The organism is Devosia sp. Root413D1 (assembly GCF_001425235.1).
GTDB lineage: Bacteria > Pseudomonadota > Alphaproteobacteria > Rhizobiales > Devosiaceae > Devosia_A.
In genome coordinates this window covers 203,306-216,413 of the sequence record NZ_LMEA01000009.1, presented here as the reverse complement: position 1 = coordinate 216,413, position 13,108 = coordinate 203,306, and the positions used below count along the sequence as shown (strand labels likewise).

The 13,108-nt window shown below is 65.7% G+C and carries 14 protein-coding genes and 1 tRNA gene; 8 read left to right on the top strand and 7 right to left on the bottom strand.

Annotated elements, in window-relative coordinates:
• The first annotated feature begins 41 nt into the window (after positions 1 to 41).
• From ASC89_RS13115 to ASC89_RS13105, 3 genes are all read left to right on the top strand, one after another.
• Positions 42 to 443 (top strand): hypothetical protein, encoded by a 402-nt coding sequence (locus ASC89_RS13115; RefSeq protein ID WP_055876118.1) that lies wholly within the window; start codon positions 42 to 44, stop codon positions 441 to 443.
• A gap of 220 nt (positions 444 to 663) precedes the next feature.
• Positions 664 to 1,923, top strand: a complete 1,260-nt coding sequence (locus ASC89_RS13110; protein ID WP_055998493.1) for an Hsp70 family protein — start codon at positions 664 to 666, stop codon at positions 1,921 to 1,923.
• Positions 1,924 to 2,035: 112 nt separating this feature from the next.
• Positions 2,036 to 3,709 (top strand): VWA domain-containing protein, encoded by a 1,674-nt coding sequence (locus ASC89_RS13105; protein WP_055998491.1) that lies wholly within the window; start codon positions 2,036 to 2,038, stop codon positions 3,707 to 3,709.
• Between the two features lie 3 nt (positions 3,710 to 3,712).
• Here the strand turns inward: ASC89_RS13105 and ASC89_RS13100 are convergent, their stop codons facing one another.
• Positions 3,713 to 3,922 carry a hypothetical protein gene (locus ASC89_RS13100; protein ID WP_055876112.1) on the bottom strand — a complete coding sequence of 70 codons (210 nt, stop codon included), beginning with the start codon at positions 3,920 to 3,922 and terminating at the stop codon, positions 3,713 to 3,715.
• Between the two features lie 260 nt (positions 3,923 to 4,182).
• Here ASC89_RS13100 and ASC89_RS13095 point away from each other — a divergent pair, with 260 nt between their 5' ends.
• Positions 4,183 to 4,614, top strand: coding sequence for a hypothetical protein (locus tag ASC89_RS13095; protein ID WP_244488459.1), 432 nt, complete (start codon positions 4,183 to 4,185; stop codon positions 4,612 to 4,614).
• Between the two features lie 357 nt (positions 4,615 to 4,971).
• Here ASC89_RS13095 and ASC89_RS13090 read toward each other — a convergent pair whose 3' ends face one another.
• Both ASC89_RS13090 and uxaC read right to left on the bottom strand, forming a co-directional pair.
• Positions 4,972 to 5,298: a cupin domain-containing protein gene (locus ASC89_RS13090; RefSeq protein ID WP_082533358.1), complete on the bottom strand. Its 327-nt coding sequence runs from the start codon at positions 5,296 to 5,298 to the stop codon at positions 4,972 to 4,974.
• 8 nt (positions 5,299 to 5,306) lie between these two features.
• On the bottom strand, positions 5,307 to 6,713 hold the full coding sequence (gene uxaC / locus ASC89_RS13085) for a glucuronate isomerase (protein ID WP_055998993.1): 1,407 nt from the start codon (positions 6,711 to 6,713) through the stop codon (positions 5,307 to 5,309).
• 219 nt (positions 6,714 to 6,932) lie between these two features.
• Between uxaC and ASC89_RS13080 the strand changes: the two genes are divergently transcribed.
• Positions 6,933 to 7,832, top strand: coding sequence for a hypothetical protein (locus tag ASC89_RS13080; RefSeq protein WP_055998487.1), 900 nt, complete (start codon positions 6,933 to 6,935; stop codon positions 7,830 to 7,832).
• On the opposite strand, the gene rlmN is transcribed toward ASC89_RS13080, so the two are convergent.
• The 3 genes from rlmN to ASC89_RS13065 all read right to left on the bottom strand — a co-directional run bounded on the left by rlmN (position 7,829) and on the right by ASC89_RS13065 (position 10,722).
• Entirely contained in the window at positions 7,829 to 8,830 is a 1,002-nt protein-coding gene (rlmN, locus tag ASC89_RS13075; RefSeq protein ID WP_055998485.1) for a 23S rRNA (adenine(2503)-C(2))-methyltransferase RlmN, read from the bottom strand. The genes ASC89_RS13080 and rlmN overlap by 4 nt on opposite strands.
• A 250-nt stretch (positions 8,831 to 9,080) precedes the next feature.
• Complete coding sequence (locus tag ASC89_RS13070; RefSeq protein WP_055998482.1) at positions 9,081 to 9,647, bottom strand: TetR/AcrR family transcriptional regulator; 567 nt, start codon at positions 9,645 to 9,647, stop codon at positions 9,081 to 9,083.
• Between the two features lie 100 nt (positions 9,648 to 9,747).
• Positions 9,748 to 10,722: a YafY family protein gene (locus tag ASC89_RS13065; protein ID WP_055998480.1), complete on the bottom strand. Its 975-nt coding sequence runs from the start codon at positions 10,720 to 10,722 to the stop codon at positions 9,748 to 9,750.
• Positions 10,723 to 10,808: 86 nt separating this feature from the next.
• Between ASC89_RS13065 and ASC89_RS13060 the strand changes: the two genes are divergently transcribed.
• Positions 10,809 to 11,060, top strand: a complete 252-nt coding sequence (locus ASC89_RS13060) for a hypothetical protein (protein WP_055998478.1) — start codon at positions 10,809 to 10,811, stop codon at positions 11,058 to 11,060.
• 174 nt (positions 11,061 to 11,234) lie between these two features.
• Here the strand turns inward: ASC89_RS13060 and ASC89_RS13055 are convergent, their stop codons facing one another.
• A complete protein-coding gene (locus ASC89_RS13055) occupies positions 11,235 to 12,197 on the bottom strand; it encodes a complex I NDUFA9 subunit family protein (protein ID WP_055998476.1) in 963 nt (320 codons plus the stop codon).
• A gap of 153 nt (positions 12,198 to 12,350) precedes the next feature.
• Here ASC89_RS13055 and ASC89_RS13050 point away from each other — a divergent pair.
• Together ASC89_RS13050 and ASC89_RS13045 are read left to right on the top strand one after the other, a co-directional pair.
• Positions 12,351 to 12,435: transfer RNA gene (locus tag ASC89_RS13050), tRNA-Leu, on the top strand.
• Positions 12,436 to 12,578: 143 nt separating this feature from the next.
• Positions 12,579 to 13,025: a hypothetical protein gene (locus tag ASC89_RS13045; RefSeq protein ID WP_055998474.1), complete on the top strand. Its 447-nt coding sequence runs from the start codon at positions 12,579 to 12,581 to the stop codon at positions 13,023 to 13,025.
• Positions 13,026 to 13,108 lie beyond the last annotated feature (83 nt).

Genomic DNA, 13,108 nt, shown 5'->3' with positions numbered 1-13,108 from the left:
CTCCTCCGCCGACGCCAACCCACCATGCGGAGTTCCATGAAATGAACAAGCTCTCCAGCCTTTCCGTCGTCGCCCTCATTGCTGCGCTGATCGCCGCCAATCCGGTGCTCGCCGCCGTGCCGAAGTTTACGAATGGCGCGCCTGGCACCGCCATGAGCGTCGACGACTTTGCCAGCCAGCTGGCAAGTTTCAACGCCAAGGATGTCACCGACCTCGTCGGCGCCAAGAGCGTCACGGTCTACAACTACAATACCGCCTGGACCGACAAGGCCGGCAAGGCGGTTGACCTGTTGACCGAGGACTCCCAGAGCATCGGCCTGTTGCGCGAGGCGCTGAACAAGAACCCCGCCGCGGTGAAGCTGCTCGCCGACAACAAGATCAAGGTCAACCAGGTGGTCGACATCATCGATGTCGGCGGCAACGTGCAGCTCTATATCCAGTAACGGCATGGCGGACGCCATGACAGATTCCTGATCTGTCGCGGCGTCCGCCAACCACTCGCGGGAGCTCGGTCCATCGCCGGTTCGTTGCGATAACTACGCTCCCCCGCGCGGATTCCGCCGCGAGCGGGCACGCCCTCTCGACAGCTCCCGCCATACCGCCTATATCGCGCGCCCCGCTGCCCCTCCCGGTGCAGCTTTCGAGGCAGCCCAGGAGGACAGGATGGCGCGGACCCATTGCGGCATGGATTTCGGCACTTCCAACTCCACCCTCGCGGCAGCCGGCGGCAACACGCCGCCGCGGCTGCTGCCGCTCGAGGACGGCAAGCCGACCATCCCCTCGGCGATCTTCTTTTCGTTCGAGGAGAATCGCACCTTTTTTGGCCGGCAGGCGGTGAGCGAATATGTCACCGGCGCCGACGGCCGGCTGATGCGCTCGATCAAGAGCGTGCTCGGGACGTCCTTGTTCAATGACACCACAAGGGTGAAGCGCGACGCGCTGAAATTCTCCGAGATTCTGGGACGCTTCATCGCCGAACTGAAGCGGCGCTCGGAGGCTTCGCTCGGCCATGAGATTGAAGACATCGTCTGTGGCCGCCCGGTGCGCTTCGTCGATGACGACGACAAGGCCGATGCCGAGGCGCAGCGCCAGCTCGAGGGCGCGGTGCGGGCCCAGGGTTTCCGGCATATCGAGTTCCAGTTCGAGCCGATCGCCGCGGCGCTCGACTACGAGCAACTGGTAGCGGGTGAAGAACTGGGCCTGGTCGCCGATATCGGCGGCGGCACCTCGGACTTCACGGTGATCCGGCTCTCGCCGGAACGGGCCCGGCGCGCCGACCGCAAGGCCGACATTCTCGCCACGGCCGGCGTCCATGTCGGCGGCACCGATTTCGACCGCCTGCTGTCGCTGAAAAAGGTGATGCCGCTGATGGGCTACGGCACCGAGACGGCGGATGGCAAACGCCCCCTGCCCTCGGCGCCCTATTACGATCTCGCCACCTGGCATCGGATCAACCGGCTCTATAACCAGAAGACCCTGCTCGAGCTGCACTCGACCTACCAGGAGGCGCAGTTCCCCGACCTCGTCAGCATGCTGATCGCACTGGTCGAGGACCGGCAGGGACATCGGCTGGCCGGTCGCGTCGAGGAAGCCAAGATCGCGCTCAGCGAGGCGCCGCAGACCGAGTTCCGCTTCGTGACGCGCGACGTGAAGCTCGAGACGCCGATCAGCATCGAGCAGTTACACGCCGCCCTCGAAGGCGCCACGGCAGCGATCGCCGCGGCAATCGGCAGGACGCTGGTGGCGGCGGGCGTACCTGGTAGCCGGATCGACACGCTGATCCTCACCGGCGGTTCGACCCGGGTACCGGCGGTCGGCAATATGCTGAGGGCGCTGTTCCCCGAAGCCAAGGCGGTCGAAACCGATGCCTTCGGCAGCGTCGGGCTCGGCCTCGCCCTCGATGCGATGCGGCGGTTCAGCTAGCCTTCAGCTTGGTCTCGCTACGCCTCTAGAGGTGACTTGTTTGACGCGAGATCGAACCGGAAAAGTCTGCAACTTTTTCTGATCTCGCTCTCAGCACCCGAGGGGGATTTCGATGCTGCTGCCGATCCGTTCGCTGCTGTCGGGGCTGCTTGCCCTGCTGCTTTTGGGCCCGCTGGCCTTCGCCATGCCCGCCTCGGCCGCCGAGAAGGCGATCATCATCCTCGACGGCTCTGGCTCGATGTGGGCGCAGATCGACGGCAAGGCCCGCATCGAGATCGCCCGCGAGACGCTGAACACGGTGCTGGAGGGGGTGCCCGAGGCGCTCGAGCTCGGCTTAATGAGCTACGGGCATCGCGAGAAGGGTTCGTGCGACGACATCGAACTCCTGGTGCCGCCGGCCGCCGGAACCGGCGCGGCGATCAGTGAGGCGGCTGCGGGAATCACGCCGACCGGCAAGACGCCGATCTCGGCGGCGGTGCAGCTGGCGGCCGAGGACCTCAAATACACCGAGGACAAGGCGACGGTGATCCTGATCACCGACGGGCTCGAGACCTGCGAGGCCGACCCTTGCGCGCTGGCCTCGACGCTCGAAGGCCAGGGCGTCGATTTCACCACCCATGTGGTCGGCTTCGGGCTCACCGACGAAGAGGGCAAGCAAGTCGCCTGCCTCGCCGAGAATACCGGCGGCAAGTATATCGCGGCGGGCGACGAAGAGACGCTGACCGAGGCGCTGAAGAGCACGGTGGCCGAGGTTGCGGCGCCGGCGGAGCCCGAACCGGCGCCTGCCCCGGGGCCCGCCAACGCCGAGTTCAATTTCGATCCCGATGCGAGCCTCGCCGAAGGCGGCGAGTCGCTGGACGAAGAGGCGGGCCTGGTCTGGGAGGTCTACAAGGCCAATCCGGATGGCAGCCTCGGCGAGTACGTCACCACCGATTACGGCATCAACTGGAAGACCAATCTCGAACCCGGCGCCTATGTGGTGCGCGCCACGCTCGACTTCGCCAAGCTCGAACAGCCGGTGACGATCGAGGCGGGGACGGTCGCCGAGCCGCTGTTCGTGCTCGATGCGGGCCGGCTGATCATCCGGCCATTGCCGGCAGCCGACGCCGAACCCGACCCCAATGCCGCGGTGTTCACCGAATTCCCCGGCGGCGCGAGCACGACCAACTACGGCGAGACCAAGCTCTATGTGCCGGCCGGCGACACCAGGGTCGAGGTGAGCATCGGCAGCGGCAAGGTGTCCGAGCTGGTGCCGGTGCAGTCCGATACCACGGTGGTCAAGGATATCGTCGTCGGGGTCGGCGTCGCGGCGGTCAACGCCTTCTATGTCGAGGGCATGAAGGTCGAGGACGGCGACCTGTTCGAGGAGATCCTCGAGGCCAAAAAGGACATCCAGGGCAACCGCAAGTCGGTGGCCTACAATTATGGCCCGGACCACAATTTCGAGCTGCCGCCGGGCGATTATGTGCTGGTGTCGACGGTGGGCGGCGCGACGCTGGAAACCCCGTTCAGCATCGCAACCGGCGAGCGGACAGAGGTCGGCGCCATCCTCGGCGCCGGGGTCGTGGCGATCACCGCGCCAGGCACCGACAAGGTCGAGGTGTTCGGCGCCAAGGCGGATATCCAGGGCAACCGCAAATCCTTCACCTACGGCTTTGGCGGGGCGCTCGAAACCACGCTGACCGCCGGCGACTACCTGGTGGTCGCATCGCCGGCCGAAGGCGAGCCGAAACAAACCAGCATCAGCGTGGTGGCCGGCGAACGGCTGGAGGTCACGGTCGAATAAGGCTCAGGCGGCGTGGTCGCGCAATTCCTCGAAACCCGCAGCGTAGAGATCGACCAGCTTGCGGGCGCGGTCCATGGCGATGCCCCGCCCTTCGCGCAACAGGGCCGTGGCCTTGGTCGGCAGCACCGCGCCGGTGCCGGGCTCAAGCAGAATGGCATGCCATTGGGCGGCACGCGTCACGCGGATGATGTAGCCGCGATAGCTATCGTCCAATGCGTAGTCTCCTGCGTAGTTGTACTTGCGCGCTAATGCGACGCTGCACCCGGCGTTCCACTGGCTCAACGCGGCCGTGATCACAACTGCTGGGCGGTGTGAATTGCGGGGAGAACAGGAAACGTGATCGGCAGCGTCACGATTCAGAGGAAATCGTCCCGCCGCGGGCTTCGGCTGGCTCCGCCGCGATGACTACCCGGTTCATCGCGGCTTCAGCGGCGCAGGCGCAGTCTCCCGCTCAGCACGGAGGGAGGACTCCAATGTTCAGGTCATTGATGCTCGGCGTCGCGTTCGTGGCCCTATTGGCGATGCCGGCGGCCGCCGCGGAGGTCGAGTTAGACGCCAACGACAACGGGCAGATCGAATTCGTCATGCCCTCGGGCAATGTCGGCTGCATCGTCACCCCGGAAGGCGGCACCGACGTCTATCAGCCGGAAGGTGGCGGCCCCGAGATCATGTGCGACCGGGTCGAACCGGAATATGTCCGTGTCGTGCTCGGCGCCGATAGCGCCGAAGAACTCGACGAGGTTGGCGACGCCAGCTGCTGCGGAGCCGAGCAGGTGCTGCACTACGGCGAGTGGGCGTCGATCGAAGGCTTCGTCTGCTATTCGAAGAAAACCGGCCTCACCTGCACGACCGAGGACGAAGCCCACGGCTTCCAGATGGCCCGCGCCGGCATCGAAACCTGGTGACGGGCACGGCTTGGATTCTCCGATCTGACCGCTTGCCATCCGGCAGCGCTCCAAACTCGGTGTCATCCCTGCGAAAGCAGGGACCCAACTCGCCGTCGCGCAGGTGGATGGATGGGTCCCTGCTTTCGCAGGGATGACAGCCGGTGGGTGGGCGGGATCGCAACTTAGCCCGCAATGGGGCATGCTGGGTATGCGAACCGAGGCTCCCCCAAACACGGTGTCATCCCCGCGAAAGCGGGGACCTCCGTTTGCGATCGTGCAAAGGCCAGGAAAACAGAGGTTCCCGCTTTCGCGGGAATGACCCGGTGGGTGGGGCACCACCCGTATGCGCCTTCACGAGGACAGGCTGAAAGCGCCCTACAGGAAATCGTCGCGGCGCGGGGTAAAGCTGTCGATCAGTTTGCCGGCTTCCAGCGCCTTGACCCCGTGCACCAGCCCAGACGGCACGATATAGGCGCCACCCTTGCCGATGGTCTGGGTGACGCCGTCGATGGTCACCTCGAACACCCCTTCGGCGACATAGCTGGTCTGGAGGTGCGGGTGCGAGTGCAGCGCACCGATCCCGCCCTCGTCGAAGGTGAACTCGACCAGCATCAGTTCGGGCAGATCGAGGATGACGCGGCGAGAGGAGCCATTCAGCTCGGTCTGCTTGCCGTCGCCGGGCTGCGCAAAGAGGGGGGACATTCTGTCACTCACAGTTTGTAGGCCTTCTTGACCAGGTTGTAGGCGAGATCTTTGGCGACTTCGTGGGCCTCGTCCTCATCGAGCCGATGTTCGGTGACGAGGCGGGCGAGGAAGGCGCAATCGACGCGGCGGGCGACATCGTGGCGCGCCGGGATCGAGGGGAAAGCGCGGGTGTCGTCGTTGAAACCGACCGTGTTGTAGAAACCCGCCGTTTCGGTGGCCATCTCGCGGAAGCGGCGCATCCCCTCCGGGCTGTCGTGGAACCACCAGGGCGGGCCAAGCTTCAGCGACGGATAAACGCCGGCCAGCGGCGCCAGTTCACGCGCATAGACGCTCTCGTCGAGGGTGAACAGGATGATCGACAGTTTCGGGTCGGTGCCCACTGCGTCGAGCAGAGGCTTCAAGGCGCCGACATAGTCGGTGCGCGAGGGAATATCGAAGCCTTTGTCGCGGCCGAACTTCTGCAACATCGAGGGCGAGTGGTTGCGCCAGGCGCCGGGATGGATCTGCAGCACCAGCCCGTCATCAATCGACATGCGGGCCATTTCGGTGAGCATCTGAGCCCGGAACAGGGCGCGCTCGCGCGCATCGGCCTTGCCGGAGCGGACCTTGTCGTAGAGCTGCCCGGCCTCCTTGGGGAGGAGGTTCGCCGTCTCGGCGGTCGGGTGGCCATGATCGGACGAGGTGGCGCCGAAGCTTTTGAAATTGGCGCGGCGCTTGCGGTGCGCCTCGAGATAGCCGTTCCAGTGGCCGGTATCCTCGCCGGTGATCTCACCGAGCTTGTCGAGGTTGCCGGCAAAGCCGGCGAAATCCGGATCGACCACCGAGTCGGGCCGGTAGGCCGGGACCACCCGGCCCTTCCAGCCGCTGCCCTTGATCATCCGGTGCCATTTGAGATCATCGAGCGCCGCGTCGGTGGTCGAGATCACTTCGAGGTTGAAGCGCTCGAACAGGGCGCGCGGACGATAATCGTCGCGTTCCAGCCGCTCGGCGATCTGGTCATAGATGGCGTCGGCATTCTCTGCGCTCAGCCGCTCGGTGACGCCGAACAGGGTGGCGAAGGTGTGGTCGAGCCAGGAGCGGGTCGGGGTGCCGCGGAACAGGTAGTAGTTCCTGGCGAACAGCCGCCAGATCTTCCGGCCATCGGTCTCGACCGCCGAACCGTCGGTGGTCGGGACGCCCAGGTCCTCGAGGCGGATGCCCTGCGAAAACAGCATGCGGAAGACATAGTGATCGGGGACGATCAGCAGTTGCGCCGGATCGGGGAATTTCTCGTTCTCGGCATACCAGCGCGGCTCGGTGTGGCCGTGCGGCGAGACCAGCGGCAGGTCCTTGATCCCGGCATAGAGCGCCTGCGCCAGGCCACGCGCCTTGGGTTCGGCATCGAACAGCCTGAAGTCGTCGAGCAAAGTCATGGTCACACGGTCCTCCGAACCACTTGGTTACTTAGCGCGGACGCCGATGTCAAAGCCGTGGGTTTGATCCGTTTGGCTGCTGGAGCGTTTTCAGGAAAAGTTGCAGACTTTTCCGGTTCGAAAGCGCGACCAAATCAAAATCAGCTAGAGCGTTTCGGCGTTTCACCTGAAACGGCGAAGCGATCTGGCCCTGCCATGGGTCGCTGGGGAGGACCGGGAATGAGCGGGATTATCGAGCGGATCGAGCGCGAGAGCGGCGTCGAGGGGCTGGCGGAGATTCTGGCCGAGCGGCTCAATCCGTCCGACCTGCAGTCGCTGCTGATCGAGGTGACCCGCCGCCGCGCCAAGAAGCGCAGCCCGGCCGAACTGCTCAAGGATTTTACGACCAGCCGCTTCTTCGGCGTGGCCCGGCCGAATCGGGCAGCTTTGCTGGCCTGGGAGCAACTGGCGCTCACATTATGTGAAGGCCGGTTCGAGCCGGTGGAACTGTCGCCGGTGACGCCGCTCGGCGCCTGCTCGGTGGTGGCGACGGTGGACCAGGACTGGTCGATCGGCACGACGCGGCGCGGCGAGGTGGTGTCGGACCCGACGAACGTCCTGGCGCTCGAGGCGGCGCGGCTGCGCCAGGGCGGCGGCGATGTGCACCTCACGACCAGCCATCGGGTGGTGCGGCCGCAGAACTATGGCGATGGCAAGATGCTGGCGCATTTTCGGCTATTCGCCCTGGTGAGCGGCGGGCGCGATCGGGGCGGCTACGGCTTTGAGGCAGAGGCGCTGGGCCGGCAAGTCGGGCTGCTGCTTGAAGCGTTCGGGCAGTTTCTCGCGCCGGGCACCGTGCTGCGGCTCGGTTACACCCGGACATCGGCACCAAATGTCGACGCCCGGCTCGAGGCACTGCGCGGCGTCGCCGAAGCCAATGGCGCGGAGCTGTTCGAAGAAGTCGGCCGCGAGGCGGCGGGCGGCTACTATGCCGGCTTCTGCTTCCATATCTTCGCCGGCGACATGCAACTCGCCGATGGTGGCGTCGTCGACTGGGGCGCCAAACTCACCGGCAACGGCAAGGAGCGCATGGTGATCTCCGGCTGCGGCGTCGAGCGGCTGCTGGCGCTGCGCGGCTAGGCCGCCCGCGCCACCGGCTGGCCACGCAGGTCACGCAGCCAGAGCTGGCCGCAGGCGGCGTCGATGCGGTTGCCCTGGGTGTCGCGCACCACGACCGGAATGCCGGCACCTTCCAGCCCGGCACGGAACTGCGTCAGCCTGAAATCGGAGATGCGGCCGAAGCCGAGCCCATCGACTTCGTTCCAGCGCATCAGGTTGAGCCGGGCCGGCTCGTTGCGAAACATGCCGATCAGCCGGCGGAGATCGGCGTCGCTGTCGTTGATCCCGGGGAGCAGCAGGTAGACGAAGGTGACGATCCGGCTGTGCCGCCGGGCCCAGCTCAACGCGCCGCCGACCACGTCGGCGATGGCGTGTTTGCGCGCCCCGGGGATCAGCCGGCCCCGGGTCTCGTCGGTGGTGGCGTGGAGCGAAATGGTGAGGTTGAGCCCCAGGTGCTCCTCGCGCAGCGCCTTCAGCCCCTTGGGGATGCCAATGGTTGAGAGGGTGATGCCCGTGGTAGCCCAATCGAGCCCGCGCCGATCCCGCAGGATGCGGATCGCCGCCAGCACGTTGTCGTAATTGTTCAGGGGCTCGCCGATGCCCATGAAGACGATGCGGTTCACCTTCGGCCCGAGCCGCACCACCTGCTCGACGATCTCGCCGGGCGAGAGGTTGCGCTTCAACCCGGCCTGCCCCGAAGCGCAGAACTGGCAGGCGAACGCGCAACCAACCTGCGAGGAGATGCAGGCGGTAAAGCCGTCGCGCCGGCGGATCAGCACGGATTCGACGGCATAGCCATCGCGCAAGCCGAACAGGTGCTTTTCGGAGGTGCCGCCGAGTTGCCGGTCACGACGGGTCAGGGCGCGCGGCGCAATGTCGTGCGCCGCCGCCCAACGGCGCAGCGGCCTGGGGAGATCTTCGTGCGGCGAGAACAGCTCGCGGTAGGTGAGGCGCGGGCTGGTGTTGAGCGCATCGAAGGCGGCAGAGCTGAGGTCGAGGGCGTAGGGCGCGGGTTGCATCCATTGTTTATAACTTACTCGTTAGTTATAAATCAAGACGATGCAATGATGTCGCTGCGAGCATCGAGCGCGCTGCACACCCCACCCCATCCCTCCCCGTCAAGGGGAGGGTGCCGGCCAGTGATTGTGGCAAGGACTAAACCAAGCACTCGATGCCCACCTCCCCCTTGACGGGGGAGGCAAGCGCAGCTTGGGAGCAAAGGGACCTAGCGCAGCTCGGAGGGGGTGTGCGGAGCCCCGATAGCGCCCCCTACTCCAGCCGCTCCCCCGGATAGAGCCGCGCGATCACCTTGCGCGTCTCTGCCTCGGTATACCGCGCGAGCGTCCCCTGCGGCTCGACCAGCCAGAGCATGCAGGCGCCCTGGATCACCATCTGGATCAGCGCCGCCGATTCGGCCCGGTCGGGCGTCTGCGGCAATCGCTCGAAGATTGCTGCCCGCACCAGCTGGTTGCGCTCGCGGGCCAGCGCGTTCAGCTGCGGGTCGTTGATGTCGCCCCAGGCGAGCAGCAGGTAGCCGGCAAAGCCCTCGCCCGAGCCCATGCCGCTGATCAGGTCGCGCAGCATGGCCCAGAGCGGGATCAGCCCCTGCTCCCTCGGTGCCGCGGCGAAATAATCGCGCACCTCCTGGGTCGAACGCTCCAGGGTTTTGAGGTGCAGGGTGCGCTTGTCGGAAAAACGCTGGATCAGCGCCGCACGGCTCAGCCCCACGGCCTCGGCAACATCGGAAAGGGTGAAGCGCTCCGGTCCCAGCCGCAGCATGGCGGCATGGGTGGCATCGAGGACCTGATCGTCGGAGACAAGCTTGGGGCGCGGCATGCCGATTGATAACCGGCGCGGCGGTTATGTGCCACTCATTAGCTGACGCCGCTGCCTATGGTCGCGCGATCGAACCGGAAAGGTCTGCAACCTTTCCTGATCACGCTCCGGTAATCCCGTACCTTCGCGCCATCTTGCTGATATTGGTGACGACGCGGCTCCTCAGCTCCGGCGGGCCCAGCACTTCGACATCGTCGCCGATCTTGATGAACTCGTGGCTGGCCCAGCCGACTTCCTCGATCGGGATGTCGAGCTCGCACCAGCCATCGGCGTCGGGCGTGGGCGCCAGTGCCTCGACCGCGCGTCGCACCGTGTCGCTCAGATCCCTGAGCTTGCGCAGCCCGACGGCGGTGGCGCGCACATGGGCAATGCCGACATAGATATCGCGCTCGAACTGCTTGGTCGCCTCCTGCCAGTAGGTGGGCAGGTCGAAGTCCTTGGGGCGGGTGAAGGTCTGCCCGGTAGGGCCGAGCGCCTGGATCTGCGACAGCCGGTAGGTGCGGCTATTGCCGTCGCGCTGCGCCACGACGTACCAGACACCACCCTTCAAGACGAGCCCGAGCGGCTCGATCACCCGGTCCTTCACGTCCTTCCAGCTCTCGTAGCGGATGGCGATGCGGGTTTCGCTCCACACCGCCTCGGCGACCAACTTCAGGAATTCCGGCTTGTGGCCGGGCTGGAACCAGCCGCGCGGATCGAGATGGAAGCGCGAGCTCATCCGCCGCGCCTCGGCCTGCCAGTCGGACGGAAGCGCCGCCAGCAGCTTCAGCTCGGCCTGCGCGGCTTCCTCGCCGAGACCCAGTTCCCCGGCCGGGCCGGGCAACCCGGAGAAAAACAGCGCCCGGGCTTCCGGCGCGGTCAGCCCGTTGAGCCGGGTCTTCCAGCCATCGAGCAAAGCAAAGCCGCCATTGCGGCCGGTCTCGGCATAGACCGGCACGCCCGCGGCGCTCAGCTGGTCGATGTCGCGATAGACAGTGCGGACCGAGACCTCGAGTTCCTCGGCCAACGACTCGGCACTGGTCCGCCCCCGGGTCTGGAGGATCATCAGAATGGTGAGGAGGCGACTGGCACGCATAAATCTTCTCTACACCACGAACCCTGACAGCGGGTGTCAGTCTTAGCGGCATAGAGTCGTTTCTTGAAGATTCGAGGAGATGCGAAATGGCTTTCGAGCAGGTGAGAAACGAGCGGGCTCGCGACGCGACGGAGCTGCGGCAGGCGGTGGCCGGCATCAACGTCTTGCGCGCCGACCTGCCAGCGCGGGGTTTTGGACAGTGGTTCCGCACGCTGGTGCTGCGGCGCTATGCCAACGCCATGCTGAAGCGCACCCTGCGCCGGTCGCGCCGTACGCCGCTCGACCAGCTGTCGCCGCATCTGCTGCGGGATATCGGCGTGCCGCCGGATGTGCGGTAGCGGCGCGGCACTTCAAGGGCCGGCGCGGGCTGACCCCCACCCTTAATCCCTCCCCGCAAGGGGGAGGGAGACGCTAGAACCGAGATGTCAGTGTGAGGGTCTCCCTCCCCCTTGCGGGGAGGGGACAGGGGTGGGGGTCCACAGCCACCAGCGGTGGCAGCGACGAGCCGCCGATTACGCCGTCTGGCGGTCGAACTGGCCGTTCTTCATGAAGCGCCACAGATAGCTCGGCAGGATCGCGTCCATCGCCGTCGGCGCGATGTCGAACGCGGCGAGGGTGCGCTTTTCGCGCTTGGCGTCTTCCGACACCACGTTGTCCGCCTGCAACTGGTCGACCTGGTCGCTGGTGATCAGCGGCGAGGGGAGCAGCGACAGCGGCAGCGCCAGGAGCTTGGCCGGTCCGGCGGGCAGCGGCAGCAGCAGGTTGGTGCGGAGGGTATCGGTCAACACCCGCGCCACCAGTTCCTTGTGGGTCGCGACCTCGGGGCCGCCGATCTCATAGATCTTGCCACCCTTCACCTGACCCTCGGCCGCACGGCAGATCGCCTCGGCGACGTCGCCGACATAGATCGGCTGCAGCCGTGACTTGGCGCCGATCACCGGCAGCACCGGCAGCATGCGGGCCAGCATGCCGTAGCGGTTGAAGAAGCCGTCGCCCGGCCCGAAGACGATCGAAGGACGGATCACCACGGCCGACGGAAAGGCAGCGAGCACTTCGGTTTCGCCCAGCGCCTTGGAGCGGGCATAGCCGCTCGGCGCCTGCGTATCGGCGCCCAGCGCCGAGATGTGCACCAGTTCCTTGACGCCGAGCGCCTTGGCCGCCTCGGCAATGTTCTTGGCGCCCATCGCATGCACAGCGCGGAAACGCTGCTTGCCGCTCTCGTGGCCGATGCCGACGAGGTTGATGACGACGCCGGCGCCGCGGATGGCGCGCTCCACCGATTCGCGGTTGCGGATATTGGCCTGGATCGGCATCACCTGCCCGACGGCGCCGAGCGGGCGGACGTGACCGGCGAGATCGGGCCGGCGCACCGCGACGCGGATGCGATAGCCGCGACGGGCCAGGAGCTGCACCACCTGGGTCCCGATAAAACCGGCGCCGCCGAAAATGGTGACCAGGTTCGAGGTGGATTCCATGGCTTGAGGCGGCTCCGGGCAAGGCAATCGGACTAAGGTTTTGCCGCTTCTAGCCTGCACGCCACGACGTGTCGAGTGGACGAGGCGTGGTCGGGCAAGAAACCGAGTTGACAGCCCCCGTGCAGTCACCTAGTGAACGGCGCCCATCGGATTGCCCTGGTGGCGGAATTGGTAGACGCGCACGGTTCAGGTCCGTGTGTCGAAAGACGTGGAAGTTCGAGTCTTCTCCAGGGCACCAATGGATACGCAAAGGCCTCCCTCACGGGAGGCCTTTTGTTTTGGGCCGCTCGGTTACGCTACGCGCAAGTTAGGGCATAGATCGATTTGGGCTGGACGGTGCAAATGGCCCGGGTTCCAAATGGAAACTCGTGGAGATTGGCTATGCCCAATGACGTCGAGCCAGCGTTCCGTCTGAAAGGGCTGAGCCTCTGGATAAGAGGCTATGAATTCCCGGACGCCACAGAGCCGTTCGACGCAAATTGGCTAAGGGTCAAGGCAGTGTTGGCTACGTCCAACTCACACGTTGCCGCGGAAGGGTGTTTCCTGCAGAACGTGGACCTTCAGCGCTTTTGCACCGAGTTGGAGAAACTGTATCGCGACCTGCGAGGCACTGCACGGCTGGCGTCGCTGGAGCCGAACATCGACGTGAACCTCGAGGGTGACGGGCAGGGACACATCACGATGCGTGCATCGCTCACGCCCGATCCCCTGACTCAAACCCACCTTGTAACTTTTGCGCTTGATCAGACCCTGCTGCGAGGTGCGGCAAAGCAGCTACGACAAATCGACCAGAACTTTCCGATACGCGGCAAATCTGCAGGTGGTTGATCACTTGCTCAGCGCGGGTGCTGTAGCGCCGCCCGAGGCCCCCGAGGCATCTGCGTAAGCAGCGCCCCGAAAGACAGGCTTCG

Excerpts from the sequence above, each read along its gene's own strand:
- ASC89_RS13115 (WP_055876118.1), top strand. The coding sequence starts at position 42 with ATGAACAAGCTCTCCAGCCTTTCCGTCGTCGCCCTCATTGCTGCGCTG.
- ASC89_RS13110 (WP_055998493.1), top strand. The coding sequence starts at position 664 with ATGGCGCGGACCCATTGCGGCATGGATTTCGGCACTTCCAACTCCACC.
- ASC89_RS13105 (WP_055998491.1), top strand. The coding sequence starts at position 2,036 with ATGCTGCTGCCGATCCGTTCGCTGCTGTCGGGGCTGCTTGCCCTGCTG.
- ASC89_RS13095 (WP_244488459.1), top strand. The coding sequence starts at position 4,183 with ATGTTCAGGTCATTGATGCTCGGCGTCGCGTTCGTGGCCCTATTGGCG.
- ASC89_RS13090 (WP_082533358.1), bottom strand. The coding sequence starts at position 5,298 with ATGTCCCCCCTCTTTGCGCAGCCCGGCGACGGCAAGCAGACCGAGCTG.
- uxaC (WP_055998993.1), bottom strand. The coding sequence starts at position 6,713 with ATGACTTTGCTCGACGACTTCAGGCTGTTCGATGCCGAACCCAAGGCG.
- ASC89_RS13080 (WP_055998487.1), top strand. The coding sequence starts at position 6,933 with ATGAGCGGGATTATCGAGCGGATCGAGCGCGAGAGCGGCGTCGAGGGG.
- rlmN (WP_055998485.1), bottom strand. The coding sequence starts at position 8,830 with ATGCAACCCGCGCCCTACGCCCTCGACCTCAGCTCTGCCGCCTTCGAT.
- ASC89_RS13070 (WP_055998482.1), bottom strand. The coding sequence starts at position 9,647 with ATGCCGCGCCCCAAGCTTGTCTCCGACGATCAGGTCCTCGATGCCACC.
- ASC89_RS13065 (WP_055998480.1), bottom strand. The coding sequence starts at position 10,722 with ATGCGTGCCAGTCGCCTCCTCACCATTCTGATGATCCTCCAGACCCGG.
- ASC89_RS13060 (WP_055998478.1), top strand. The coding sequence starts at position 10,809 with ATGGCTTTCGAGCAGGTGAGAAACGAGCGGGCTCGCGACGCGACGGAG.
- ASC89_RS13055 (WP_055998476.1), bottom strand. The coding sequence starts at position 12,197 with ATGGAATCCACCTCGAACCTGGTCACCATTTTCGGCGGCGCCGGTTTT.
- ASC89_RS13045 (WP_055998474.1), top strand. The coding sequence starts at position 12,579 with ATGCCCAATGACGTCGAGCCAGCGTTCCGTCTGAAAGGGCTGAGCCTC.